We start from the raw sequence: 24380 nt of genomic DNA, 5'->3' as shown, positions 1-24380 counted from the left end.
TCAGGCACCGTTTCTTGCTCCTTCGTCGCCTACGAAACGGCGCCTGACCGGCGACCCGGGCCGCGACCGGCCGACTTCGTCGGCCGCCGCTCCTCGGGGTCGCGGGTGCGGGGCTGGGAGTGCGGTCATGGCGGGTTTGTTCGGGGCGCTGGTGTGTCGGGTCGGGGTTCTGTGGGGTTGCGGGTCATGGCCGTGGCGGGATACGGGGGTGTCGGTGGTGGTCCCTACACTCATGTGGGTGAGTTCACCGACGACTGCTCAGGCATCGACAACGACCACCGCCGACGGGGGTGAGCGGCCGACGCTGCTGCTCCTGGACGGGCATTCGATCGCCTACCGTGCGTTCTTCGCGCTACCGGCGGAGAACTTCAAAACCGTCACCGGGCAGACCACCAACGCCGTGTACGGGTTCACCTCCATGCTGATCAACCTGCTGCGCGACGAGAAGCCCACCCACGTGGCCGCGGCCTTCGACGTGTCGCGCAAGACCTTCCGCAGCGAGGCATACCCCGAATACAAGGCCAACCGCAGCGCCACCCCCGACGAATTCCGGGGCCAGGTCGAACTCACCAAGGACGTGCTCGGCGCGCTCGGCATCCCGGTCATGGCCATCGACGGCTACGAGGCCGACGATGTGATCGCCACCCTCACCACCCAGGCCACCGCGCAGGGGTACCGGGTGCTCATCGTCACCGGCGACCGCGACTCCATCCAGCTGGTCAACGACGACGTCACCGTCCTCTACCCGCGCAAGGGCGTCTCCGATCTCACCCGTTTCACCCCCGCCGAAGTCGAGACCAAATACGGACTCACCCCCGCCCAGTACCCCGACTACGCGGCGCTCCGCGGCGACCCGAGCGACAACCTGCCCGGTATCCCGGGTGTCGGCGAGAAGACGGCCGCCAAGTGGATCCGCGAGTACGGCGACCTGGCCACCCTGGTCGACCGGGTCGACCAGGTGAAGGGCAAGGTCGGTGACGCGCTGCGCGCGAACCTGTCCAGCGTGGTGCTCAACCGTCAGCTCACCGAGATGGTGCGCGAGGTCCCGCTGCCCTACACCCCCGATCAGCTCGCGCAGGCGCCGTGGGACCGCGAGAAGATCCATCAGCTCTTCGACGACCTGGAGTTCCGCGTCCTGCGCGACCGCCTCTTCGACACCCTCGGCTCGGCCGAGCCCGAAGCCGAGTCCGGGTTCGAGATCAGCGGTGCCGTGGTGGAGCCGGGCACGGTCGGTGACTGGCTGGCCGAACACGCGAAACCCGGTGTGCGCCACGGCCTCTCGGTTGTCGGCACCGGCACTCCGGTCAACGGTGACGCGCGCGCCCTGGCGTTGGCCGCCGCCGACGGTGAGGGTGGCTACCTCGATCTGACCACCCTGACCCCCGAGGACGAGGCCGCCCTGGGCATCTGGCTGGGCGACCCGGAGGTCCCCAAGGCCCTGCACGAGGCCAAGGCCGCCGAGCACGCCCTGCGCGGGCGCGGCTTCACCCTGGCCGGGCTCACCAGCGACACCGCCCTGTCGGCCTATCTGGTCCGCCCCGGTCAGCGCAGCTTCAATCTCGACGACCTCTCGCTGCGCTACCTCAAGCGCGAACTGCGCGCCGAGACCAGCGAGGACGGCCAGCTCTCGCTGCTCGACGACGAGGACACCGTCGCCGCCGACCTCGCCCGCGAGGAGATGCTGCGCGCCCGCGCCGTCGCCGACCTGGCCGACGCGCTCGACGCCGAACTCACCCAGATCGAGTCGACCGCGCTGCTGCACGAGATGGAACTGCCGCTGCTCGGCGTGCTCGGCCAGCTCGAGGACGCCGGGATCGCCGTCGACGTGCCCCAGCTGGAATCGCTGCAGCGCCAGTTCGCCGACCGGGTCACCGAGGCCGCCAACGCCGCCTACGACGTGATCGGCAAGCAGATCAACCTCGGCTCGCCCAAGCAGCTGCAGGTGGTGCTGTTCGACGAGCTCGACATGCCCAAGACCAAGCGCACCAAGACCGGCTACACCACCGACGCCGACGCGCTGGAATCGCTGTTCGAGAAGACCGGCCACGCCTTCCTCGAACACCTGCTCGCGCATCGCGACGCGACCCGGCTCAAGGTCACCGTCGACGGCCTGCTCAAGTCGGTCGCCGACGACGGCCGCGTCCACACCACGTTCAACCAGACCATCGCCGCCACCGGCAGGCTCTCCTCCACCGAGCCGAACCTGCAGAACATCCCCATCCGCACCGACACCGGCCGCCAGATCCGCGACACCTTCGTCGTCGGCCCCGGCTTCGCCGAGCTGATGACCGCCGACTACAGCCAGATCGAGATGCGGATCATGGCGCACCTGTCCGGCGACGCGGGCCTGATCGAGGCGTTCAACTCCGGCGAGGACCTGCACACCTTCGTCGCGTCCAAGGCCTTCGACATCCCGCTGCACGAGGTGAGCCCGGAGATGCGCCGCCGGATCAAGGCCATGTCCTACGGTCTGGCCTACGGCCTGAGCTCCTACGGTCTGTCCGCGCAGCTCAAGATCAGCACCGCCGAGGCCAAGGAGCAGATGGACGTCTACTTCGACCGCTTCGGTGGCATCCGCGACTACCTGTCCGATGTCGTCGACGAGGCCCGCAAGGTCGGCTACACCCAGACCCTGTTCGGCCGCCGCCGCTACCTGCCCGATCTGGACTCCAGCAACCGCCAGCGCCGCGAGGCCGCCGAACGCATGGCCCTCAATGCGCCCATCCAGGGCACCGCCGCCGACATCATCAAGGTCGCGATGATCAATGTGCAGAACGCGATCGAGGACGCCGGGCTGGCCTCGCGCATGCTGCTGCAGATCCACGACGAACTCGTCTTCGAGGTCGCCGACGGGGAGCGCGAGACCCTCGAAGCCCTCGCCCGCGAACAGATGTCCTCGGCCATCGAACTCTCGGTGCCGCTGACGGTCTCGGTCGGCACCGGCCACAGCTGGGATTCGGCGGCACACTGATGCGTATCCGCCCCGGCGATCGCCTTCCGCGACGCCGGGGCTGGCGGCGCACCGACGCGGTCGCCGCCCACTTCGACGCGGGCTTCACGGGGCCGCGGTGCTCTTGGAAGTAGCCCGGCCCGTCCTCGTGACGCCTTTGTCCAAGCCCGCTGGGTGCGCACCGTCGTACCGTGGACAAGGGGTGACCGGAAGGAGTCGACGATGACCGGGTTCGTGGCGACCGCCGAGGTCGATATCGCCGCCTCGCCGCAGCGGGTATGGGACGTGCTCACCGACCCGGCGGCGATTCGGGAGTTCATGTTCGGGGCCGAGGTCGAGACCGACTGGCGACCGGGGAGCCCGATCGTCTGGCAGGGCGAGTACGAGGGCAGGGCGTACACGGACCGGGGCCAGATCCTCGCGGTGGAACCGGGACGACTGCTCGAGATGACCCACTACAGCCCGCTCGGCGGCCAGCCGGACGCGCCGGAGAACTATCACACGCTCGGCTACCAGCTCAGCGGCGACGACTCGTCGACCCACCTGACGCTGAGCCAGGACAACAACGCGACCGAGGACGAGGCCGCGCACGCGCAAGGCATGTGGGAGGCCCACGTGGCCGGGATCAAGGCCGCCGCCGAACGCGCCTGACCGTGCGCACCGTCGGGCCAGCGGGCCCACGATGTGGCAGCATCGGACCGTGCCCGCCGATGTCATCGCGACCCCACTGCCCGCCTGCCCCGATATCGACCGGGCCTTCCCGGCGTCGTGGCCGGTGCGCCTGGGCGACACCGACGGCGACGACCGACTGCGCCTGGACGCGGTGGCCCGGTATCTGCAGGACATCGGCTTCGATCATCTCGACGCGGTCGAGGACGGCGACGCCCACCAGGCGTGGATCGTGCGACGCACCGTCATCGACGTCTACGAACCGATCGTGTTCGGCGACCGGGTGCATCTGCGCCGCTGGGCCGACGCCCTGTCCAACCGCTGGTGCGACATGCGCATCCAGCTGCGTGGCGAGCGCGGCGGCCACATCGAGGCCGCGGCCTTCCTGATCCACATCGACCCGGTCGCGGGCCGTCCCGCGCGCATGAGCGACGCCTTCATGGCACCGATGCTGGCCAGCACCACCGAGCACCGGCTGCGCTGGCGCGCCGCGCTCACCGAACTCGACGATCCCGAGGTCGAGGCGGTGCCCTTCCCGCTGCGCGTCACCGACGTGGACCGGCTCGGACACGTCAACAACGCGGTCTACTGGGGTGCCGTCGAGGAGGTCCTCGCCGCGCACCCGGACCGCCACCGCCTGCCGTACCGGGCGATCGTCGAACACGTCGGCCCGGTGATGATCGGCGACAAGGTGGTCCTGCGCAGCAGTCCGCGACCCGACGCCCTGCGCGTCCAGCTCGATGTCGACGGCTGCGCCCGCGCGCTCGCCTCGGTCGAACCGCTGTCCGGGGGACCGGCCACCCGACACCCGCGTGGGTGACCGGAACCACCGAGCTGAGCTGCGGTGACGGTACTCACCGGTAGACACGACGGAGTCGAAACCAGGTTGCGGTTTCACGACGATCGCCCTATTCTCGACAACGTGCCGAATCCCGCCGATCGCTTCGCCGCGCTGCTTGTCGCTGACCGCGACCGCGCGGCCGCTGCTGCGCAGACCGCGCAGGCAGCCACCCGGCAGATTCTTCTCGTAGTAACCCGCCGTAGCGGGGTCTGATTCGGACCAGCCCCCTCGCTGCGGGCTGATTTTCATTGTTCTGCTGGTCCCCACCTGCCAACGAAGACCATCTTCGGGAAGACCTCACCTGCAATGACACTGCTGACACTGGACCATGCCCTGTTCGACGCCGCCCCGCGCGGGCTGCGCGCCGAACTCACCGACCTCACTCCCGCCGAGTTCCTCGACCGGTACACCCGGTTCGAGGGTCCGATCACCCTCGGCGAATGGACTTGTTCCGGAACGGATTTCACCGGCACGCTGGAATTCGCCGACCATCTGCGGACCGTCCTGGCCACCGGTAGCCCGGTCGCGGCCCTGACCTCCGCGCTCTACGACGAGGGCTACCCCCTCGAGATCCTGCAGTTCCACCAGCGGCCCACCGCCGAGGGCATCGCCACCTTCGTCCGCTGCGACCTCGACGGCAGGCGCGGCTGGGCCGCGGCCATGGCCGCCGGTGGCGCCGAGTCGACCGTGCGCGCCATGATCGCCTGCGTCGGCAAGCTCGCGGGCTGATCCGCCCCGACACACGCCGAAAGGGTCCGTTCACCTCATCGAAGGTGAACGGACCCTTGACGTTTCGCGCCTATTCGGCGGGGGAGGACTGCTCGGCGATCTGCTTGCGCACCTCGTCCATGTCCAGGCCCTTGACCTGGGTCACCAGATCCTCCAGCGCCGCGGGCGGCAGCGCGCCCGGCTGGGCGAACACCAGCACGCCCTCGCGGAAGGCCATGATGGTGGGGATCGACTGGATGTTGGCGGCCGCGGCGAGCCCCTGCTCGGCCTCGGTGTCGACCTTGCCGTGCACCACGTCGGGGTGGCTCTCCGAGGACTTCTCGAAGGTGGGGGCGAAGCTGCGGCACGGACCGCACCAGGAAGCCCAGAAATCGACGAGTACCACGTCGTTTCCGGTGATCACTTCGTCGAAGTTCTGCTGGGTCAGCGTCTGGGTGGCCATGACGTCCTCTCCTTGTCGGTGTCCCCGGCTGTAACGCCGGGGCCTTTCTCTATCTTCCCCCCGCCACGAGGCGCTCCTGCCGCGCCTCCCCGTCCCAGCGGCGAATGCCCACCACAACGGCGGAAAAGTCGTGGTCGGCCGCCACCGCGCGCACGGCCGCGCCGAGCAGTTCCGGGGGCACCCGACGAGCCAGGGTGATGTGCGGAGTCCACGCGTCGGGAGCGACGTTCGCGGGGATTCCCGGGCAGGGCGCGACCAGATCGGCGACCCGGCGCTGCAGGGCCAACAGTTCCTCGGTGACGACCACCGCCCGCACCAGGATCGGCCTGCGCGCACCGAACACCAGCACGCCGCCGAGCCGTACGGGCAGCGGTGTGAACGCCATCCGCTCGAGCGCGTGGTCGATGCGCGGCCAGATCTCGCGGGCCACCGCGACGGTGATGTGCGGACGATGGGTGGCACCACCGGGGCTACCGATGCCCGCCTCGGCCAGCACCGCCCACTGCCTGCGGATCTCCGCGTCACCGCGCTCGTCCAGGAGCAACTCCACCGACTGCACCATGTCCGCCAACCTAGTCGTCCCGGCGTGTCCGGGTGGGGCGCTCGCGCGCACCGGGACGCCGACCCGCGAGGATGTGGGGGTGAACGGTGCGAAGACGAGCCTGCGGCTCGGTGTGATCGACGGTGACGGCATCGGCCCCGAGGTGGTGGCCGCGACCCGCGCGGTCGTCGACGAGGCCGTCGGCGCGGCCGGGCTCGACCCGGTCACCTGGGTACCCCTGCTGATCGGGCACGCGGCCATCGCCGCCCACGGCGACCCCCTGCCCGAGCGGACCCTCGACGGTCTGGCCGAACTCGACGCCTGGATCCTCGGCCCGCACGACAACGCCTCCTATCCCGCCGAGATGCGGGTCGCGCCGGGCGGGACCATCCGCAAGCGCCTCGGGCTCTACGCCAATATCCGGCCCGCGGTGGCCTTCGCCGGGGTGCGGGCCAGCGCGCCCGACATCGATCTGGTGATCGTGCGGGAGAACAGTGAGGGCTTCTACGCCGACCGCAACATGTTCGCCGGGTCGGGGGAGTTCCGCCCGACCGAGGACGTCGCGATGGCCGTCGCGGTGATCACCCGCCAGGCGTGCGAGCGCATCGCGCACCAGGCGCTGCGGCTGGCCCGGGGCAGGCGCCAGCGGGTGACCGTGGTGCACAAGGCCAATGTGCTGCCGATGACCACCGGCCTGTTCCGCGATGTCTGCTTCGAGGTGGCCGCGCAGTACCCGGACGTGCGGGTCGACGACGCGCACGTCGACGCGATGGCCGCGCATCTGGTGCGCTCGCCCGGTGACTACGACGTGATCGTCACCGAGAACCTCTTCGGCGACATCCTCTCCGACCTCGCGGGCGAACTCAGCGGCTCGCTCGGCATGGCCCCCTCGCTCAACTGCTCCGACACCAAGGCCATGGCCCAGGCCGTGCACGGCGCGGCGCCCGGCCTGGCCGGACACAATCGCGCCAATCCGGCGGCACTGCAATTGTCGGCGGCGATGTTGTTGCGCTGGTTGGCCGTTCGCGACGGCGACAGTCGGTTGCACGACGCGGCCGACCGGATCGACCGCGCGGTCGCGGCCACCCTGGCGGCCGGAGTGGCCACCGCCGATCTCGGCGGGCTGGCCTCGACGAGTGAATTCACCGAACAGGTCACCGCGCGCGTGCACCGGAGATGAAAAGGTTTCTTTCACATTCGCTGATGAATGTTCGGTTACTGTCGCACCACGCTGTGTCCGGTTCGCCTACATTGCCAATCAGACGCTGATACGTCCGACAGCGTCGAGGCGAATGGTGGAGGCCCTGTGTCAGGTCGAAATATTCTCGCTCGCCGCGCCGCGCGCACCCTCGGCGTCGTCGCGGGCGTGGTCCTGGTGACGGCCGGGTGCGTGCACAACACCGAGGGCGATACCGCCGATGTGGCCAAGGTGCAGGTCGAGAAGGTCGACGCCATCGCCGCGACCGTGCCCGAGCGGATCCGGCAGGCCGGAAAACTGGTGGTCGGGGTGAATGTGCCGTATCAGCCGAACGAATATCGCGACGCGAGCGGCGAAATCGTCGGCTTCGATGTCGACTTGTTCGACGCGGTGGCCACCACGCTCGGGTTGCGCGTCGACTATGTGGAGTCCGCGTTCGAAAAGATCATTCCCGCGATTCAGGCAGGCACCTATGACGTCGGCATGTCCTCGATCACCGATTCGCGCGAACGGGAAAAGCAGGTCGATTTCACGACCTATTTCTCCGCGGGAGTCCAATGGGCGCAGCGCACGGGCAAGGACATCGACCCCGACAACGCCTGCGGCAAGAAAGTCGCCGTGCAGGCGACCACCGTCGAGCACACCGAGGAAGTGCCCGCCAAGAGCGCGAAATGTGTCGCCGAGGGTAAGGATCCGATCGATATGAAAGCCTTCGACGAGCAGAGCGCGGCCACCAACGCGCTGGTCCTCGGTCAGGTCGACGCCATGTCCGCGGACTCGCCGGTGACGGCGTACGCGATCCGGCAGACCGACGGCCAGATCGAGGCGGCGGGGCCGATCTTCGAATCCGCGCCCTACGGCTGGGCGGTCCAGAAGTCCTCGCCGCTGGCGGTCTCACTGCAGAAGGCGTTGCAACACCTGATCGATACCGGCAAGTACGAGCAGATCACCACCAACTGGGGTGTGCAGGACGGGCAGATCACCACCTCGGTGATCAACGGGGCTGTGAGCTGACATGAGCGAACCCGACGACACCCCCGAAATCATCAAGGCCGTCCCGCTGCGCAGGCCCGGCCGCTGGATCGCCGCGGCCGTCATCCTGATCCTGGTCGGTCTGTTCGTCTACGGCGCGGCCACCAACCCCGCGTATCGGTGGGACACCTACGGCAGGTACCTGTTCGACTACCGGATCACCCAGGGCGCCATCGTCACGCTGGAGTTGACCGTGCTGGCCATGGCGATCGCGGTCGTCCTGGGCACCGTGCTCGCGGTGATGCGGCTGTCGCCGAACCCGGTCCTGCGCACCACGGCGTGGGTCTACCTGTGGATCTTCCGCGGCACCCCGGTGTTCGTGCAGTTGGTGTTCTGGGGGCTGGTGCCCTCGCTCTACCGGCAGATCGATCTCGGTGTGCCGTTCGGGCCGCAGTTCTTCCACCTCGACGTGCAGCAGTTGCAGGCGGCGTTCCTGTTCGCGGTGATCGGCCTCGGTCTCAACGAGGCCGCGTACATGGCCGAGATCGTGCGCGCGGGCATCAATTCCGTCGGCGAGGGGCAGCGCGAGGCCTCGGTGGCGCTGGGCATGTCGTGGCCGCAGACCATGCGGCGCACCGTGCTGCCGCAGGCGATGCGGGTGATCATCCCGCCCACCGGCAACGAGCTGATCGGCATGCTCAAGACCACCTCGCTGGTCACGGCCATCCCGCTGAGCACCGACCTGTTCGGCCGCGCCCGGGACATCTACGGCGTCAACTTCCAGCCGATCCCGCTGCTGCTCGTCTGTGCCACCTGGTACCTGGCGATCACCAGCGTCCTCATGGTCGGGCAGTACTACTTGGAGCGCCACTTCTCCCGGGGGGCCACCCGGCAGCTGACGGCCAAACAGCTCGCCGAACTGGCCACGGCGCAGGCGGCGGTGAAGGCGAAATGACCGAATCAGCAGTGACCACGCCACCGATGGTGCGGGCCGACCGGGTCTGCAAGAACTTCGGCGCGCTGAAAGTGCTCAGGGGTGTCTCGCTCGAGGTGCGGCGCGGCAAGGTGCTGTGCCTGGTGGGGCCGTCGGGCTCGGGCAAGTCGACCTTCCTGCGCTGTATCAACCACCTCGAGCAGGTGAACGCGGGCAGGCTCTACGTCGACGGCGAACTCGTCGGCTACCGGGAGAAGAACGGCAAGCTCTACGAGATGCATCCGCGCGACGCCGCCCGGCAGCGCCGCGACATCGGCATGGTGTTCCAGCATTTCAACCTGTTCCCGCACCGCACGGCGCTGGAGAACGTGATCGAGGCGCCCACCCAGGTGCGTGGCATCCGCAAGTCCGAGGCCGTGACCCGCGCCGAGGAGCTGCTGGACCGGGTCGGCCTGGCCGCCAAGCGCAATGCCTATCCGGCGCAGCTGTCCGGCGGGCAGCAGCAGCGGGTGGCGATCGCGCGGGCGCTGGCCATGGACCCCAAGCTCATGCTCTTCGACGAGCCGACCTCGGCGCTGGACCCCGAACTCGTCGGCGAGGTGCTCACCGTCATGCGGGAGCTGGCCGACTCCGGCATGACCATGGTGGTGGTGACCCACGAGATGGGTTTCGCCCGCGAGGTCGCCGACGAGCTGGTGTTCATGGACGGCGGGGTGGTCGTGGAATCGGGGCCGCCGCGCGAGCTGCTGGCGAATCCGCAGGAGGAGCGCACCAAGACGTTCCTGTCGCGGCTGCTGTGACGGGTCAGTCCGCGTCCGGCGTCAGCCGTTCCAACGACACCTGGGCCTGGGCGATGCGGCGGATGGCGGCCAGCGCGGTGTCACCGAGCACCGTGAGCACCACCACCGCGTCGACGATGTCCGCACGGTCGCCCGCCGCCACGGCAGTGGCGACATCGTTCTCCGCGATCACCCGCGCGCCGTCGAAATAGCTGGGCAGGGCGGTGGCGCCCCAGTCCCCATAGCCGAGCTGGGCCAGGCGCACCAGCACCGAGGTGAGGGTGTCGATGGCCTCCGGGCTGGGTTTGGTGTCCCAGCCGCGCCGATCCATCTCCGCCAGCACGGTCGCGGCGGTGCGCTCCCACTCGCTCGGCGGCGCGGTCGGCGCGGGCGCGGACAGACTGCCCTGCACCACACCGAGCAGACTGAACAGCGGCAGGTCGGGGGAGTCGACGGCGGCGAGCACCTCGCCCACCGTGGACACCGGTAGCCCGCCGACCTCGATCAGCGCGCGCACCAGCCGCAGCCTGCGCACGTGTTCCTCGCCGTAACTGGCCTGGTTGGGGCCGGTGCGCGTGCCCGCGGGCAGCAGCCCTTCGCGCAGGTAGTACTTGATGGTCGGCACCGCGATGCCGCTGCGCTCACTCAACTCCGAGATACGCACCGCTACCTCCGTTTTCGCTCGGCCCCCTTGCCGATCGCCCGGCCTGTGGATAGTTCAACTATCCATAACGGATAGTTGAACTATCTACTGCTGGGAGAGTCCGCCATGTCCATCCAGATCGCCGAGGCGCTGCCACGTCGTCGCGCCCCGCTGCACCGTCCACTGCTGTACTTCGCCGCCGTCAATGCCGTGCTCGCCGTCGTCGCGGGGATCGGCATGCTGGTCGACGACCGGGTGATCACCGGCGCGGCCGCCTGGTTCAAGCCGGGCAAGTTCGCGCTGTCGTTCGTGCTCTACAGCGTCGCGCTGGCCTGGTTGATCTCGTTGCGGCCCAAGCCGTCCCGGCTCACGAACGCGATGGCGACGGTCATCGTCGTCGCGGGCACGGTCGAGCAGCTGATCATCTTCGGGCAGGTCGTGCGCGGCAGGCGCAGCCACTACAACATGACGACCACCCTCGACGGCATCCTGTGGATCACCATGGGCGTCACCATCCTCGTGCTCTTCGTGGCCACCATGGTGGTGGCCGTGCAGCTGTGGCGCACCCGCGTCGGTGACGCGGCGATCACCTGGTCGATCCGGCTCGGGCTGGCCGTCACCCTGGCCGGGCTGGCGCTGGGCAATCTCATGCCCGGCCGCGAATCCGGGGTCGACGGCATCGTCGGCGCGCACACCGTCGGCGCCCCGACGGCACTCCGGGCATGCCGCTGACCGGCTGGAGCACCACCGACGGCGACCTGCGAGTCCCGCATTTCTTCGGCATGCACGCCCTGCAGGTCCTGCCGCTGGTCGCCGCGCTGCTGGTGCTCGCGGCACCGCGACTGCCGATCCTGCGCGCGGCGCGGGCGCGGCTCGGGCTGGTGCTCACCGCCGCGGCTGCCTACGCCGCGGTCCTGGCGCTGCTCACCTGGCAGGCGCTGCGGGGTCAGCCGTTGATCCATCCCGACCAGGCGACGCTGGGCGCTGCCGCCGTCATCGCGGTCGGAGTAGTTGTGGGAGTGGGTATCTCGGTCGCGAGCGCGATCGGTGTCCGGAAGGTGGCGATCGCATGAGCACGCTGTTCGACCTGTCGTTCTCTGTCACCGTCCCGTTCTGGGCGCTGATGATCTTCGCGCCGACCTGGCGCTGGACCCGCACGATCATCGGCTCGCCGTGGATCGTGCTGGCGCCCTTGGTGATCTGGGCGATCGTCGCCGTCCCCGTGCTCGGCACGCTCTGGGCGCTGGTGCTGTCCCCGTCCCTGTCCGCCATCACCGACGCCGCCGCCGACCCCGCGATCCTCACGGCACTGTGGGCGCAGATCCTCGCGTGGGACCTGTTCCTCGGTCGCTGGGTCTACCTCGACAGCCGTCGGCGCGGCCTGCATCCGGTGCTGATGGGCCCGCTGCTGGTCGGCGTGATCCTGTTGTCGCCCTTGGTCTTTCCGGTGTACCTCGTGGTCCGTGAGGCCGTCGGGCGTCGAGAGCGGGAGGTGGTCGGCGCAGCGTGAGTGGCGGTGGGGCGACCGGCACGGGTGGACGGGTCACTCCCCGTCGACGGTGGTCGCCCGCGACACCGCCTCCCAGGTGGTGACGTCGTCGCGGACCGCGTCCAGGTGGCCGAGGACCGCGTCCACCGCGTCGGCGCCGAGGGTGAGTCGCAGCGGTGGCTTCTCCGCCGACAACGCCGCCCGGATCGCGGCCGCCGCCTTGGCGGGGTCGCCCGCCTGGGTGCCGTCGCCGCCGGACACCATGTCCCGGGTCGAGCCCACGGTGTCGGTGTAGACGCCCGAATCGGTGCTGAACGCGGCGGCGCCGGGCCCGAACAGTCCGGTCCGGAAGGCGCCCGGTTCGACGATCAGCACGGTGATGCCATAGGGCTCGACCTCGGCGGCCAATGCCTCCGACAGGCCCTCCAGTGCGAACTTCGTGGCGCTGTAGGCGCCGAATCCGGCGAAGGACAGTTGCCCGCCGACGCTGCTCATCTGCACGATCGCCCCGCTGCGTCGGGCCCGCATGTGCGGCAGCACCGCGCGGGTCAGCGCGGCCGGACCGAAGACGTGCAGGTCGAACAGGGCGCGCAACTCGGCGTCGGTGGTCTCCTCGACCGCCCCGACATGGGTGCGGCCCGCATTGTTGACCAGCACGTCGATCCGTCCGTGCCGGGCGACGATATCGGCGACGACGGCCTCGACCCGGTCGGTCTCGGTGACGTCGAGGGCGATGGCCTCGATCCGGTCGGGATGCGCCGCGACCAGGTCGTCGAGGGCGGCGGTGCGCCGTGCCACCGCGATCACCGTGTCGCCCGCGTCGATCGCCGCGCGCGTGATCGCGCGTCCGAAGCCGCTGCTCGCGCCGGTGACCAGCCAGATCTTGGGGGTGCTCATCGAAATCTCCTCGTGTGGTGCTCGTTTCGCTGTGTCACCGATCCTGCGCCCGCCGCCGGGATGCCGTCCAAGACCCGGTGTGATAACCCTTGGTTATGGATGTGCACGGGCGGGATCTGCGCTACTTCGTCGCGGTGGCCGAGCGGCTGAACTTCACCGCCGCCGCGGAGAGCCTGTACGTCTCCCAGCCCGCGCTGAGCAAACAGATCCGCAAACTCGAGCACCAGCTCGGCGCCGCCCTGTTCTCCCGCGACACCCGCTCGGTGGCCCTGACACCGGTGGGCGAGGCGCTGCTCCCGCATGCGCGCCGCGTGCTCGAGGCGTGGACCACCGCCGAAGCGGAGGTGGCGTCCGCCAAAGCCGCGCAGCAGGCGAGTCTGGCGATCGGGATCAGCACCAGCCCCGGGCGCGGCCTGCTGCCCGCCGTCCGCTCCCGGTTCACCGCCGCCTTTCCCGCCGCGAAACCGGTGCTGCGCCAGATCGGCTGGGAGGACCCCACCGCCGGTCTGGCCGACGCCACCACCGATGTCGCCTTCGTCTGGCTGCCGCTGGCCGAGGCACAGCGCTACCGCTGGCTGGTGGTGGCCACCGAACCGCGCCTGGTCGCGCTCCCGGCCGGTCATCGACTCGCCGGACAGGACCGGATCGACTTCGCGGATCTGCTCACCGAACCGTTCCTCGCGCTGCCCGCCTCGGCGGGAGAGTTGCGTGACTACTGGCTGGCGCTCGACGCGCGCGCCGGACGTGCACCGATCATCGGCGCGGAGGTGTCGAGCACGGAAGAGACCTACGAGGCGCTGGTCAACGGCGACGGTGTCGTCCTGCTCGCCGCGGGCAACGCCCCGCTGGTCGCCCACGACGGCGTGGTGACCCGCCCGGTCACCGGCCTCAGCCCGTGCGCGCTGGCCCTCGCCTGGCGCCGCGACGACGACCGCCCGCTGGTCCAGGGTTACGTCCGCGCCTGCGCGCTGGCGACGAAGTCGGCCGGGTGATCGACGTCGCTCGCTGGGCGCCACACTGTGCGGGCCGACGACCTTCGTGTCGTGCTGCCCGACATCCGCGGTGACAGCTGGTGTGCTCGGCCCGCGACACCTGGTCCCGCTGTGCCGAGGATGCGGTGGTGCCCGCCTCGACACCCAGGGTCGCTCGACCATTCGTGTGTCTACGGCGACACCGCCGCACGGCCGCCCAGCGCGATACGCAGTTGTCCGAGCAGGACTTTCGCGGCCGGGCGGCCCGATCGGTCGGCCCGCCAGGCCAGCGCGAGTCGACCGGTGATCCGGGGCTCGACGATCGTGAGCACCCGGATGTCGGCGGGCACGGCGTCGCCGAGGGCTGGAACCACGGCGGTGCCCAGACCGCTCGCGGCCAGGCGCAACAGCAGGGCGGGGGCGGCCGCCTCGAACGCGACGTTCGGGGTGAAACCCGCTGCGGCGCAGGTGCGTTCGAAGACCCCGCGCAGGCCGGTGCCGCGCGGGAGGCAGCTGAGTTGCTGGTCGGCGAGTTCGGCGAGGGTGATGGTGTCGGTAGGGCCGGGCGCGTCGCGGGCGACGGCGGCCACCAGGGGGGTCTCCAGGATCACGTCGAGTTCGATGCCGGGGCGCGGTGGGGCGCCGGTCAGGCCGACCAGGGCGATGTCGAGCTCGTCGCGGTCGAGGGCGTCGAGCATGTTCTCGGCGGTGTCCTCGGTGAGACTGATCCCGACCCGTGGATGATCGTCGTGGAAGTCGGCGAGCACCCGGGCGATATCGAACTCCTCGGTGGCGGCCCCCGAGATGACGCCCAGCCGCACATGTCCGCGCAGCAACCCGGTGAACTCCTGCACCGTGGCGGTGATCCGATCCGTGGCGGCGAGCGCGGCCCGCGCGTGCTCCAGGACCGCGAGACCCACCTCGGTCGGGGTGACGACGCGGGCGCCACGGTCGAGCAGCCGCTGGCCGAGCTCGCGTTCGAGTTGGCGGATCTGCGCGCTGAGCCCCGGCTGGGTCAGGTGCAGGCGCTCGGCCGCCCGGGTGAAGCCGCCCTCGTCGACGACGGTCACGAAGTACCGCAGCTGCCGCAATTCCATAATGATCGATTATAGGAACGAGAAGAACTATCTGTTGTACTTCTGCTTCGGCCGCGCGCAGGGTGGAGTCATGACAGAGAACGCAGCGCAGACCGTCGAGACGCCCCACACCCTCGGACCGGTGTTCCGCCCCGGCCAGACCGGCTACGAGGAGGAGATCGCGGGCTTCCAGACCGCCTACACCCATCGCCCCGCCCTGGTCGTCGGCGCGGCCACCGCCGAGGACGTGCGCGCCGCCGTCGAATACGCGGCCCGGCACCACCTTCCCGTCGCCGTGCAGGCCACCGGTCACGGACTCTCGGTGGCCGCCGACACCGGCGTGCTCATCACGACCACGCGCATGTCCGCCATCACCGTGGACCCCGACGCCAGGACCGCCCGGATCGGTGCCGGAGTGCGGGCGGGCGCGTTGGTCGAGGCTGCCGCGGCCCACGGATTGGCGCCGTTGAACGGGTCCTCACCGTCGGTGGGTGTCGTCGGGTACGTGCTCGGCGGCGGACTCGGCCTGCTCGGACGCGAATTCGGTTACGCCGCCGACCATGTGCGCGCGATCGAACTGGTCACCGCCGACGGCCGGATGCGCACCCTCACCCCGGGTGACGACCTGTTCGACGCCGTCCTCGGCACCGGCGGCAATTTCGGCGTGGTGACCGGCCTCGAACTCGACCTGGTCCCGGTCACCGAGGTCTACGGCGGTCAGCTGATCTTCGCCACCGACCTCGTCGACACCGCGCTGGAGACATGGCGGCAGTGGACGGCGACACTGCCCGACACCCTCACCTCCACCGTCGCCGTCCTCACCTACCCCGACATCCCCGCCGTGCCGGAACCGGTGCGCGGCAAACACCTCGCCTCGATCCGGATCGCCTTCCACGGCAGCGTCGAGGAGGGGGAGCGACTGGTCGCGCCGCTGCGCGCCCTCGGCGACCGGGTGCGTGACGACCTGCGCACCATGCCCTACACCGAATCGCACACGATCCACAGCGATCCCGACTTCCCACACGCCTACGCCGCCACCAACGCCCTGCTCGCCGACCTCACCCCGGCGGCCCTGACCGCGCTGCGCGAACTCACCGCGCCCGGCGGCCCGGTGGACGCGGTCGTCGACATCCGGCACCTCGGCGGCGCCCTGCGCCACGGCGACAGCGCGATCGACCACCGCGACGCCGCCTACGTCGTGCGGGTGATCACCGGCGCCGACGGCGACGCCGAACCCGCCGACCTGACGGCCGTGCGGGAAGCCTTGGCGCCGTGGACGATCGGGCACAGCCCGAACTTCCTCTACGGTGCGGGCGCGGCCGCCGGTCCCGCGCAGACCAGCGGCGGCTACGGCCCGGCGACGCTGCGTCGGCTGGCCGAACTCAAGCGAATCCACGACCCGCGCAACATGTTCCGCTTCAACCGCAATATCGCCCCCGCCTGACATCCGGAATGTCCGATCTTGCCGATTCGGGTGGCATCTACTATCTTGGTGATATCACTCAGATATCGGGAGGATGTCATGGAGCTGCGGACCGCATTCCGCGTCAACGGGTTCGTCGTCTTGCTGGGGTGGCTGGTGCTCACCCTGGTCTTCGCCGCGGTCGCCGTCGTCGCGTTCATCGCCGCCACCCAGCACGACGGGGGCGCCCTGGCCTGGACGGGCGCGGGAGTCGCGGTGTTCGCGGCGGTCGTCGTGCTGCTGCTGGCGACGGGGCTGATCATCGTCGACCCCAACGAGGCCAAGGTCATCACGTTCTTCGGCCGCTACATCGGGTCGGTCAGCGAGCCCGGTTTCTACTCGGTGGTGCCGCTGGCCGACCGTAAGTCGATCTCGCTGCGGGTGCGCAACTTCGAGACCCAGAAGCTCAAGGTCAACGACGCCGACGGTAACCCGGTGGAGATCGCGGCGGTGGTCGTCTACAAGGTGGTCGACAGCTTCAAGGCCGCCTTCGCCGTGGACGACTACGAGGAGTACGTCGAGACCCAGTCCGAGGCGGCGGTGCGCCACCTGGCCACCACCCACCCCTACGACGCCCACGACGACAACCGCACCAGCCTGCGCGACGGCGCCGAAGTGGCCGAGGAACTCACCGTGGAACTGCGCGAGCGCACGCTCACCGCGGGGATCGAGGTCATCGAGGCGCGCATCACCCACCTCGCCTACGCCCCCGAGATCGCCCAGGCGATGCTGGTGCGTCAGCAGGCCGCCCAGGTCGTCGCCGCCCGCACCCACATCGTCGAGGGCGCGGTGGGCATGGTCGGCCTGGCCCTGGACCGGCTCGCCGAAGCGGGCACCGTCGAACTCGACGAGGAACGCAAGGCGGCCATGGTCTCCAACCTGCTGGTCGTGCTGTGCGGCGACCGCGCCACCCAGCCGGTGGTCAACACCGGGTCCCTCTACGCCTGAGCGCTCCATGACCGCGCAGAAGAAGGAACCCAAGAAGGTCCTGCTGCGGCTCGATCCGGCCGTCCACGAGGCACTCGCCAAGTGGGCGGCCGACGACCTGCGCAGCGTCAACTCCCAGATCGAATACGCCCTGCGCCTGGCCCTGGAACAGGCGGGCCGCAAACCCAAGCGCGACTGAGAGGCGTGGCCGCTGTGTATCCGACCATCGATCTGGCGGACTATCCGAGCATCGTCGTCCCGCTGGGCACCAACCAGGGCACGACGGTGCACACCCACCCGCAACAGCAGCTCACGTGGGCGCCCACCGGCGTGCTGACGATGGAGGCCGGGGACTGTCGCTGGGTGGTCCAGCGCTCCCGGGCGCTGTGGATTCCCAGTGGCGTCGCGCACGCGGTATTTCCCACCGCGACCTCGGAGATGCTCTCGCTCTACTTCGAGGCCGACGAGTCACCGGTGCGCTGGACCGGCCCGACGGTCGTCGACGCCACCGGCCTCACCGGGCCACTGCTGTCGCATCTGGTGTCCCTGCCGGAAGACGCCGTCGACCAGCGCCGACGCGCGCAGGCGGTGCTCTGGGATCTGCTCACCCCCATGTCGGTGACCACGCTGCCGACGGTGCTGCCCACCGACCCGACGGCCGCGCGGGTGGCCGCCGCGATCCGCGCCGACCCCGCCGATGCGCGAGGTCTCGACGAATGGGGACGACTGGTCGGCGCCTCGGCGCGCACACTGTCGCGCCGGTTCAAAGCCGAGACCGGCGTGGGGTTCGAGAGCTGGCGGACCTACGAACGGCTCAATGCCGCCCTGCCGCTGCTGGCGGCCGGACGGCCGATCTCGCGGGTCGCCGAAGCGGTCGGCTATCGGACCGCCAGCGCGTTCATCGCGGCCTTCCGCCGCGAGATCGGCACCACCCCGGCCGCGTACTTCGACGGGGTGGTGCCGACCGGCCCTCGGTCCTGACTAGTCCGCCCGGCGACCGCCCAGCCGGAACGCGACCGCGGCGACCAGCGCGGCGGCGAGTCCCAGCAGGGCCCCGGACGTCGAGACCGCGTTCAGACCGGCGACCGCGCCGTCCCTGGCGATGTCGGCGAGCGTGTCCGTCAGCGCGGCGAACTGCGGCGGCACCGCCGAGGCCACCTCGCCGCCCGCGCCCGCGCCGACACCGTCGACGAACTCGGCGCGCATCGGCCCCGGCACCACCACCGGCAGGGTCGCCAGCCCCCGTTCGGCCTCGGCACCCGCGGCGTCGGCGAAGATCGCGCCGAGCCCGGCGACACCGAGGGCCAGGCCGATCTGCCGCAGCGTGCCGAAGGTCGCGCTCGCCATTCCGGCCTTCTCCGCAGGGGCGAAGGTCAGCGCCGCGGCCTGGCTGATCGCGGTGATCGCGCCGAGTCCCACGCCGCCGATCAGCATGGCCGGGACGAAATGCGTCCAGGAATCCCCGGCCTCGACGCGGCCGAGCAGCACCATGCCGAGCGCCACCAGACCCATGGTCGTCGGGATCGACACCGCGATCGGCACCCTCTTCAGCAGCGCGGGCGCCGTCGCGGCGGTGACCAGCGCGGCCAGGCTGATCGGCAGCAGCCGCACCCCCATCTGCAAGGCCGAGTAGTCCATGGTGCCGATCAGGAACACCGCCAGATAGTTGACCGCGGCCATCAGCGTGGCCATGTGCGCCACCGAGACGATGGCGACACCGGCGAAGCCCGGCTTGCGCATCATCGTCACATCGAACAGGGGATGGTCGGTGCGGAACTGTCGGATCATGAACGCGGTCAACAGCACCAGCGCGGCCGCACCGAGGGCGAGTACGGCGGGCGAACTCCAGCCCAGCGCGTTGCCCCTGGTCAGTCCGAACACCCCCGCGACCAGACCGGCGGTGAGCAGCGCGGAGCCGAGCCAGTCGGTACGGGGGTCACCGGCCCGCGCCGACTCCGGCAGCCGCACCGCCGCCACCGCGAGCACCACGATGCCGATCGGCACATTGATCAGGAAGATGGAACGCCACCCGAAGTGGGTCACCAGCAGACCCCCGACCACCGGTCCCGCGACCGAGGCCGCGGCCATCACGGCGCTGTAGATCCCGATGGCCCGCGCCCGGGCGCCGACCTCGGGATAGGCGACCGCCAGCAGCGGCAGCGCGGTGGCGAACAGCAGTGCGGCGCCGACGGATTGGACCGCCCGCAGAATATCGAGCTGCAGGATGGTCTCGGTGAGCGTCAACCCCAGCGAGGCGGCGGTGAACACCGCCATCCCCGCCAGGAACATGCGCCGACGCCCGAACCGATCCCCGGCGGTGGCGAAGGTGAGCAGCAGCCCCGCCAGCGGAATCGAATACGCGTCGATCACCCACTGCAGCCCGTCGAGGGAGCTCCCGAAATCGGCGCGGATATCGGCCAGGGCCGCCGATACGACCATGGCGTCGAGCATGAGCATGAATATCGCGGTGCAGACCAGAGCCAGCACCAGCCCCGGTCGCACCCGGGCCTCATGCGGGCCCCGTCGGGTCACGGTCGTCGTCAACGTGGATCTCCTGACACTGGGTACGAAAACCCACCACGCATCCGAATAGGCTGCGCGGCAATGATTTTCGCTGATGATCGCGGCCGAACAATGCCGCTACACCGACCGTATCCACGCCCCCACCTGGCGTAAATGACGTATCAGGACAAGCAATATCGCCTATCAGACAACCTTCCCCCGGAGCACGGCCGGTCTCAGCTCTCCGCCAACCACCGCAAGACCTCGCCCGCATGCTCGCCCGGCTCCCGAACCGGCGCGAAGACGTGCTCGATCACCCCGTCCCGGACGACCAGGGTCGAGCGCCCGTACAACCGCATGTCGTCGACCTCGAAGGTCGGTAGCCCGAGCGCCTCCGCCAAACGCAGCCCGGGATCGGACAGCATGGCGAACGGCAGACGCAGCCGCTCGACCACCTCACGCTGGTAGTCGCACTCCTGGCTCGACAACCCGAACACCCGCCGCACGCCCGCTGCCAGCAACTCCGCGTGATGGTCCCGGAACCCGCACGCCTGCGCGGTGCACCCCCGCGCGCCCGGAATCGACGTCCACCCGGTCGGCAGGTCCGTATCGGGGCGGCCGGGGAGCGGATAGAGGTAGACAACGGTGCGCCCGTCACCCAGCGCGGCCAGATCGACCTCGGTGCCCTCGGTCGACGTGAAAGTCAGTGCGGGCACGGGTGATCCGGGCAACCGGGTGGCCATGTCGACGTCCTCGGGGGGTGCTGGCGCCCGGACCGGAACCTCCGGCGGTCTCGGCGCCGCGACGCTGTGCCGGTACGCGGCCTCGGTCAACCGGCGGACCAGCCCGTCGCGCCGCTCGGTCAGGACGTCGATCCGGGTCGTCAGATCATCGATGGCGCGCTGGTATTCGGCCAGCGAGGACGGGCAGTCGTCGACATGGCGGGGTCGGGTCTCGGGGTGGTTGGTGGAGTGAGGTGTGGAGGGTGCCAGCCGGATTCGGTGGGCGCCGGTAAATTGTTGCGGTGCCCATCTCGTTCGACATTCCTGGAATGCAGCAGTTGGACAACACGACCTGGGGGAATCCGGCCACTCGTGATGTCGTCGCGTTGACCTATGTCAACGGCAGGCCCGATCTGCCTGCGCGCCTGCACGATCTGCGGCGGCTGCGCAAGCGGCTGGCCGAACACCATGCCCGCACGGGGTGCCTGATCGAGGCGTTCGTGGTGTGGGTGGACGAACTGCCCGCGCTGCTGCGCGTGGAGAAGACACAGCTGCCCGGACCGCGCGGCACGCTCGTGTTCGCCGCGTCGATCGTGGTGCCCAAGGACCGGTGCTCGGCGGTGTTCCAGATCATCTGCCCCGAAACCGGAGTGCCGGGGGCACGCGAGACCGCGATCGGCGCGCAGGTGCACCGCTCGGAGATGTGCCCGCCGCACCCGTACGCGCCGGGATTGCGAGGCAAGCTGCCGTATCTGCTGTCCGACGATGTCCGCTTCGACCCGGTCTTCCCGGACCACGCGCTGACCAGGGCCCGCCGCTGGATCGCCGAGACCGTGCCGAACGTGCGGGTGGACCCGTCCTTCGCGGCGCTGCCGGAGTTCTAGGCGCCCGGCTTCTCGGCGACGAAGATGGCGGTGCCGGGGAAGATCTCTCCGCGCAGGGGCGACCACTGGCCCCACTCGCGGTCGAGCCACTCCGGCCAGTCCGGTTCGACGATGTCGAGCAGGGTCAGCCCGGCGCCGACGATCTCGCGCACGCGGTCACCGATGGTGCGGTGGTGTTCCACATAGGTGGGTTCGCCGTCACCGTCGACCTCCACATAGGGCGTCCGATCGAAGTAGGGGATCCGCGCGACCAGGCCGTCGGGGCCGGGATCGTCGGGGAAGATCCAGCGCATCGGATGGTTCACCGAGAACACCCAGCGCCCACCGGGCCGCAACACCCGGGCGACCTCGCGCATCACCAGCGCCGAATCGGCCACGAACGGCACCCCGCCGAACGCCGAGCAGGCCAGATCGAACGACGCGTCGGCGAAGGGCAGCGCCTCGGCCCCGGCCTGCACCAGTGGCACCCGCGGACCGCCCGCCGCCATCGCCGCCAGGCCGCGCTCGAGCATGCCCATCGACAGGTCCAGCCCGACCGGATGCGCGCCCTGCCCCGCCAACCAGCGCGAACACGGCGCCGATCCGCAGCCGATCTCGAGCACCGACTTGCCCCGCACCTCGCCGAGGAAGCGCATGTCACCTTCGTGCAGGCCCTCGGGACACCAGACGAACTCACCGCCGGGGGAGTCGACGCCCAGGAACTCGGCATGGGTCTGGTGGTACTGGTCGGCGTCGGCGTCCCACCACCGTCTGCTCGCGCGTTCGCTGGCGGCCGAACCGATCTTGGTTCGGGCGGTCGCGGTGGTTCCCAGCAGCGCGTTGGCCTGCGCGTGGCGTTCGTCGTCGGACACGGCGAACAGGGTATCGGCGTGGTGCGGGGGGTGGTTTGCCCGGCTCGACCGGGGTCGCGTACGCTGAGGCACGCGAGTGTCTTTCGAGGGGCCTGTCGGCGCGCCAGTCGCGTGGATACGGTATCCGATGACGGAGTCGCCCGTGCTGAGTTCGATCACCGGCAAGTGTGGCGGTCCGTGCGATACTTCTTCAGTATCCTTCGTCGCCTCGTGGCGGTGATCTCGCAGCGTACCGAAAGATCCAATGTCCGCAACCGACCACAATCCGTCCGGAGCAAACCCACATATGCCCACCACCGTCACCTCGCCGCAGGTAGCCGTCAACGACATCGGCTCCGCCGAGGACTTCCTCGCCGCCATCGACGCCACGATCAAGTACTTCAACGATGGCGACATCGTCGAGGGCACCATCGTCAAGGTCGATCGTGACGAGGTCCTGCTCGACATCGGTTACAAGACCGAAGGCGTCATCCCCTCCCGTGAGCTCTCCATCAAGCACGACGTCGACCCGAACGAGGTCGTTTCCGTGGGCGATGAGGTCGAGGCCCTGGTTCTCACCAAGGAGGACAAGGAAGGCCGCCTGATCCTGTCGAAGAAGCGGGCGCAGTACGAGCGCGCGTGGGGCACGATCGAGGAGCTCAAGGAGAAGGACGAGGCCGTCAAGGGCACCGTCATCGAGGTCGTCAAGGGCGGCCTGATCCTCGACATCGGCCTCCGTGGCTTCCTGCCCGCCTCGCTCGTCGAGATGCGTCGTGTCCGCGACCTCCAGCCGTACGTCGGCAAGGAGATCGAGGCCAAGATCATCGAGCTCGACAAGAACCGCAACAACGTGGTCCTGTCGCGTCGCGCCTGGCTCGAGCAGACCCAGTCCGAGGTCCGCTCCGAGTTCCTGCACCAGCTGCAGAAGGGCCAGGTCCGCAAGGGTGTGGTCTCCTCGATCGTCAACTTCGGTGCCTTCGTGGACCTGGGCGGCGTCGACGGCCTGGTGCACGTGTCCGAGCTGTCCTGGAAGCACATCGACCACCCGTCCGAGGTCGTCGAGGTCGGCAACGAGGTCACCGTCGAGGTTCTCGACGTCGACCTGGACCGCGAGCGCGTCTCCCTCTCGCTCAAGGCCACCCAGGAAGACCCGTGGCGTCAGTTCGCCCGCACCCACGCGATCGGTCAGATCGTGCCGGGCAAGGTCACCAAGCTGGTTCCGTTCGGTGCCTTCGTGCGCGTCGAAGAGGGCATCGAGGGCCTGGTGCACATCTCCGAGCTGGCCGAGCGCCACGTGGAGGTCCCGGACCAGGTCGTGGCCGTCGGCGACGACGCGATGGTCAAGGTCATCGACATCGACCTGGAGCGTCGCCGGATCTCGCTGTCGCTGAAGCAGGCGAACGAGGACTACCACGCCGAGTTCGACCCGTCGAAGTACGGCATGGCCGACAGCTACGACGACGCGGGCAACTACATCTTCCCCGAAGGCTTCGACCCCGACACCAACGAGTGGCTCGAGGGCTTCGACAAGCAGCGCGAAGAGTGGGAAGGCCGCTACGCCGAGGCCGAGCGTCGCCACAAGATGCACACCGCTCAGATGGAGAAGATGGCGGCCGACGCCGCCGCCGAGGCCGCCAACGGCGGTGCCACCTCGGGCAACTACTCCTCCGAGAGCGGCTCGCAGGCCAGCTCCGGCCCGGCCGAGTCCGCCGGTGGTTCGCTCGCCAGCGACGCCCAGCTCGCGGCTCTGCGGGAGAAGCTCTCCGGCAACGCCTGATTCGGGTAGCAGTTCCACACCGAAGGCCCTGGTCCACACGGACCGGGGCCTTCGGCCTTTTCCGAGGGGAGTATCGTTCGCGCCGATCGCTGCATCCCTTCGGACAAAGGTGTCGCGTTGACGTCGACTGCTGGTCCCTTCGCCG

Annotated in this window: 27 protein-coding genes; 19 read left to right on the top strand and 8 right to left on the bottom strand. The window is 69.7% G+C overall.

Going from position 1 to position 24380, the window contains the following annotated elements:
* The first annotated feature begins 238 nt into the window (after window positions 1-238).
* The 5 genes from polA (at window position 239) to QC180_RS28485 (ending at window position 5189) form a co-directional block, all read left to right on the top strand.
* Entirely contained in the window at window positions 239-2971 is a 2733-nt protein-coding gene (gene polA / locus QC180_RS28505; protein WP_278265942.1) for a DNA polymerase I, read from the top strand.
* A 201-nt stretch (window positions 2972-3172) separates the two neighbouring features.
* On the top strand, window positions 3173-3601 hold the full coding sequence (locus QC180_RS28500; RefSeq protein ID WP_278265941.1) for an SRPBCC domain-containing protein: 429 nt from the start codon (window positions 3173-3175) through the stop codon (window positions 3599-3601).
* Window positions 3602-3650: 49 nt separating this feature from the next.
* Entirely contained in the window at window positions 3651-4439 is a 789-nt protein-coding gene (locus tag QC180_RS28495; RefSeq protein ID WP_278265940.1) for an acyl-[acyl-carrier-protein] thioesterase, read from the top strand.
* A gap of 24 nt (window positions 4440-4463) precedes the next feature.
* Window positions 4464-4673: a hypothetical protein gene (locus QC180_RS28490; protein ID WP_278265939.1), complete on the top strand. Its 210-nt coding sequence runs from the start codon at window positions 4464-4466 to the stop codon at window positions 4671-4673.
* Window positions 4674-4766: 93 nt separating this feature from the next.
* Window positions 4767-5189 (top strand): 2-keto-3-deoxygluconate kinase, encoded by a 423-nt coding sequence (locus tag QC180_RS28485; RefSeq protein ID WP_278265938.1) that lies wholly within the window; start codon window positions 4767-4769, stop codon window positions 5187-5189.
* A gap of 70 nt (window positions 5190-5259) precedes the next feature.
* On the opposite strand, the gene trxA is transcribed toward QC180_RS28485, so the two are convergent.
* Both trxA and QC180_RS28475 read right to left on the bottom strand, forming a co-directional pair.
* Window positions 5260-5631, bottom strand: coding sequence for a thioredoxin (gene trxA, locus QC180_RS28480; protein WP_278265937.1), 372 nt, complete (start codon window positions 5629-5631; stop codon window positions 5260-5262).
* Between the two features lie 49 nt (window positions 5632-5680).
* Window positions 5681-6193, bottom strand: coding sequence for a 2'-5' RNA ligase family protein (locus tag QC180_RS28475; protein WP_278265936.1), 513 nt, complete (start codon window positions 6191-6193; stop codon window positions 5681-5683).
* Between the two features lie 79 nt (window positions 6194-6272).
* On the opposite strand from QC180_RS28475, the gene QC180_RS28470 reads away from it, so the two are divergent.
* The 4 genes from QC180_RS28470 (at window position 6273) to QC180_RS28455 (ending at window position 10076) form a co-directional block, all read left to right on the top strand.
* On the top strand, window positions 6273-7352 hold the full coding sequence (locus tag QC180_RS28470; RefSeq protein ID WP_278265935.1) for an isocitrate/isopropylmalate dehydrogenase family protein: 1080 nt from the start codon (window positions 6273-6275) through the stop codon (window positions 7350-7352).
* A gap of 126 nt (window positions 7353-7478) precedes the next feature.
* Complete coding sequence (locus QC180_RS28465) at window positions 7479-8384, top strand: ABC transporter substrate-binding protein (RefSeq protein WP_278265934.1); 906 nt, start codon at window positions 7479-7481, stop codon at window positions 8382-8384.
* A 1-nt stretch (window position 8385) separates the two neighbouring features.
* Window positions 8386-9297, top strand: a complete 912-nt coding sequence (locus tag QC180_RS28460; RefSeq protein WP_278265933.1) for an amino acid ABC transporter permease — start codon at window positions 8386-8388, stop codon at window positions 9295-9297.
* Window positions 9298-9323: 26 nt separating this feature from the next.
* Window positions 9324-10076, top strand: a complete 753-nt coding sequence (locus QC180_RS28455) for an amino acid ABC transporter ATP-binding protein (protein WP_278266017.1) — start codon at window positions 9324-9326, stop codon at window positions 10074-10076.
* A 4-nt stretch (window positions 10077-10080) separates the two neighbouring features.
* Here the strand turns inward: QC180_RS28455 and QC180_RS28450 are convergent, their stop codons facing one another.
* Window positions 10081-10719 carry a MerR family transcriptional regulator gene (locus QC180_RS28450; RefSeq protein WP_278265932.1) on the bottom strand — a complete coding sequence of 213 codons (639 nt, stop codon included), beginning with the start codon at window positions 10717-10719 and terminating at the stop codon, window positions 10081-10083.
* 105 nt (window positions 10720-10824) lie between these two features.
* Between QC180_RS28450 and QC180_RS28445 the strand changes: the two genes are divergently transcribed.
* The 3 genes from QC180_RS28445 to QC180_RS28435 are packed head-to-tail and all read left to right on the top strand — an operon-like array spanning window position 10825 to window position 12208.
* Window positions 10825-11430 carry a hypothetical protein gene (locus tag QC180_RS28445; RefSeq protein WP_278265931.1) on the top strand — a complete coding sequence of 202 codons (606 nt, stop codon included), beginning with the start codon at window positions 10825-10827 and terminating at the stop codon, window positions 11428-11430.
* Window positions 11421-11771 carry a hypothetical protein gene (locus QC180_RS28440; RefSeq protein WP_278265930.1) on the top strand — a complete coding sequence of 117 codons (351 nt, stop codon included), beginning with the start codon at window positions 11421-11423 and terminating at the stop codon, window positions 11769-11771. Before QC180_RS28445 ends, QC180_RS28440 begins: the two co-directional genes overlap by 10 nt.
* Window positions 11768-12208, top strand: a complete 441-nt coding sequence (locus tag QC180_RS28435) for an ABA4-like family protein (protein ID WP_278265929.1) — start codon at window positions 11768-11770, stop codon at window positions 12206-12208. The genes QC180_RS28440 and QC180_RS28435 overlap by 4 nt, the downstream gene beginning before the upstream one ends.
* 33 nt (window positions 12209-12241) lie before the next feature.
* Here QC180_RS28435 and QC180_RS28430 read toward each other — a convergent pair whose 3' ends face one another.
* Window positions 12242-13084, bottom strand: coding sequence for an oxidoreductase (locus tag QC180_RS28430; RefSeq protein WP_278265928.1), 843 nt, complete (start codon window positions 13082-13084; stop codon window positions 12242-12244).
* 95 nt (window positions 13085-13179) lie between these two features.
* On the opposite strand from QC180_RS28430, the gene QC180_RS28425 reads away from it, so the two are divergent.
* The gene (locus QC180_RS28425) at window positions 13180-14076 is read left to right on the top strand and encodes a LysR family transcriptional regulator (RefSeq protein ID WP_278265927.1); all 897 of its coding nucleotides are present in this window, start codon (window positions 13180-13182) and stop codon (window positions 14074-14076) included.
* A gap of 170 nt (window positions 14077-14246) precedes the next feature.
* Here QC180_RS28425 and QC180_RS28420 read toward each other — a convergent pair whose 3' ends face one another.
* The gene (locus QC180_RS28420) at window positions 14247-15152 is read right to left on the bottom strand and encodes a LysR family transcriptional regulator (RefSeq protein ID WP_278265926.1); all 906 of its coding nucleotides are present in this window, start codon (window positions 15150-15152) and stop codon (window positions 14247-14249) included.
* A 70-nt stretch (window positions 15153-15222) separates the two neighbouring features.
* Between QC180_RS28420 and QC180_RS28415 the strand changes: the two genes are divergently transcribed.
* The 4 genes from QC180_RS28415 to QC180_RS28400 all read left to right on the top strand — a co-directional run bounded on the left by QC180_RS28415 (window position 15223) and on the right by QC180_RS28400 (window position 18501).
* A complete protein-coding gene (locus QC180_RS28415) occupies window positions 15223-16575 on the top strand; it encodes an FAD-binding oxidoreductase (protein ID WP_278265925.1) in 1353 nt (450 codons plus the stop codon).
* Window positions 16576-16653: 78 nt separating this feature from the next.
* On the top strand, window positions 16654-17541 hold the full coding sequence (locus QC180_RS28410; RefSeq protein WP_278265924.1) for an SPFH domain-containing protein: 888 nt from the start codon (window positions 16654-16656) through the stop codon (window positions 17539-17541).
* Between the two features lie 7 nt (window positions 17542-17548).
* A complete protein-coding gene (locus QC180_RS28405; protein ID WP_278265923.1) occupies window positions 17549-17719 on the top strand; it encodes a type II toxin-antitoxin system antitoxin in 171 nt (56 codons plus the stop codon).
* Window positions 17720-17724: 5 nt separating this feature from the next.
* Window positions 17725-18501 carry an AraC family transcriptional regulator gene (locus QC180_RS28400; protein ID WP_278265922.1) on the top strand — a complete coding sequence of 259 codons (777 nt, stop codon included), beginning with the start codon at window positions 17725-17727 and terminating at the stop codon, window positions 18499-18501.
* Here QC180_RS28400 and QC180_RS28395 read toward each other — a convergent pair whose 3' ends face one another.
* Together QC180_RS28395 and QC180_RS28390 are read right to left on the bottom strand one after the other, a co-directional pair.
* Window positions 18502-20064: an MFS transporter gene (locus tag QC180_RS28395; protein ID WP_278265921.1), complete on the bottom strand. Its 1563-nt coding sequence runs from the start codon at window positions 20062-20064 to the stop codon at window positions 18502-18504.
* A 194-nt stretch (window positions 20065-20258) separates the two neighbouring features.
* Window positions 20259-20738 (bottom strand): peroxiredoxin, encoded by a 480-nt coding sequence (locus QC180_RS28390; protein ID WP_278265920.1) that lies wholly within the window; start codon window positions 20736-20738, stop codon window positions 20259-20261.
* Between the two features lie 335 nt (window positions 20739-21073).
* Here QC180_RS28390 and QC180_RS28385 point away from each other — a divergent pair, with 335 nt between their 5' ends.
* Window positions 21074-21628 carry a hypothetical protein gene (locus QC180_RS28385; RefSeq protein ID WP_278265919.1) on the top strand — a complete coding sequence of 185 codons (555 nt, stop codon included), beginning with the start codon at window positions 21074-21076 and terminating at the stop codon, window positions 21626-21628.
* Here the strand turns inward: QC180_RS28385 and QC180_RS28380 are convergent.
* Window positions 21625-22479, bottom strand: coding sequence for a class I SAM-dependent methyltransferase (locus QC180_RS28380; protein WP_278265918.1), 855 nt, complete (start codon window positions 22477-22479; stop codon window positions 21625-21627). The two genes, QC180_RS28385 and QC180_RS28380, sit on opposite strands and share 4 nt — an antisense overlap.
* 286 nt (window positions 22480-22765) lie before the next feature.
* On the opposite strand from QC180_RS28380, the gene rpsA reads away from it, so the two are divergent.
* Window positions 22766-24235 (top strand): 30S ribosomal protein S1, encoded by a 1470-nt coding sequence (gene rpsA, locus QC180_RS28375; protein WP_278265917.1) that lies wholly within the window; start codon window positions 22766-22768, stop codon window positions 24233-24235.
* The last annotated feature ends 145 nt before the right edge of the window (window positions 24236-24380 follow it).

Source organism: Nocardia anocheti, from assembly GCF_029675105.1.
GTDB lineage: Bacteria > Actinomycetota > Actinomycetes > Mycobacteriales > Mycobacteriaceae > Nocardia.
Note: the sequence above shows the minus strand (reverse complement) of the source record. Positions and strands in the feature narration are given on the sequence as shown.

Coding starts and splice junctions, on each gene's coding strand:
- QC180_RS28500 (WP_278265941.1), top strand. CDS start 3,173: ATGACCGGGTTCGTGGCGACCGCCGAGGTCGATATCGCCGCCTCGCCG.
- QC180_RS28485 (WP_278265938.1), top strand. CDS start 4,767: ATGACACTGCTGACACTGGACCATGCCCTGTTCGACGCCGCCCCGCGC.
- trxA (WP_278265937.1), bottom strand. CDS start 5,631: ATGGCCACCCAGACGCTGACCCAGCAGAACTTCGACGAAGTGATCACC.
- QC180_RS28475 (WP_278265936.1), bottom strand. CDS start 6,193: ATGGTGCAGTCGGTGGAGTTGCTCCTGGACGAGCGCGGTGACGCGGAG.
- QC180_RS28460 (WP_278265933.1), top strand. CDS start 8,386: ATGAGCGAACCCGACGACACCCCCGAAATCATCAAGGCCGTCCCGCTG.
- QC180_RS28455 (WP_278266017.1), top strand. CDS start 9,324: ATGGTGCGGGCCGACCGGGTCTGCAAGAACTTCGGCGCGCTGAAAGTG.
- QC180_RS28445 (WP_278265931.1), top strand. CDS start 10,825: ATGTCCATCCAGATCGCCGAGGCGCTGCCACGTCGTCGCGCCCCGCTG.
- QC180_RS28440 (WP_278265930.1), top strand. CDS start 11,421: ATGCCGCTGACCGGCTGGAGCACCACCGACGGCGACCTGCGAGTCCCG.
- QC180_RS28435 (WP_278265929.1), top strand. CDS start 11,768: ATGAGCACGCTGTTCGACCTGTCGTTCTCTGTCACCGTCCCGTTCTGG.
- QC180_RS28430 (WP_278265928.1), bottom strand. CDS start 13,084: ATGAGCACCCCCAAGATCTGGCTGGTCACCGGCGCGAGCAGCGGCTTC.
- QC180_RS28425 (WP_278265927.1), top strand. CDS start 13,180: ATGGATGTGCACGGGCGGGATCTGCGCTACTTCGTCGCGGTGGCCGAG.
- QC180_RS28420 (WP_278265926.1), bottom strand. CDS start 15,152: ATGGAATTGCGGCAGCTGCGGTACTTCGTGACCGTCGTCGACGAGGGC.
- QC180_RS28415 (WP_278265925.1), top strand. CDS start 15,223: ATGACAGAGAACGCAGCGCAGACCGTCGAGACGCCCCACACCCTCGGA.
- QC180_RS28410 (WP_278265924.1), top strand. CDS start 16,654: ATGGAGCTGCGGACCGCATTCCGCGTCAACGGGTTCGTCGTCTTGCTG.
- QC180_RS28405 (WP_278265923.1), top strand. CDS start 17,549: ATGACCGCGCAGAAGAAGGAACCCAAGAAGGTCCTGCTGCGGCTCGAT.
- QC180_RS28385 (WP_278265919.1), top strand. CDS start 21,074: ATGCAGCAGTTGGACAACACGACCTGGGGGAATCCGGCCACTCGTGAT.
- rpsA (WP_278265917.1), top strand. CDS start 22,766: ATGCCCACCACCGTCACCTCGCCGCAGGTAGCCGTCAACGACATCGGC.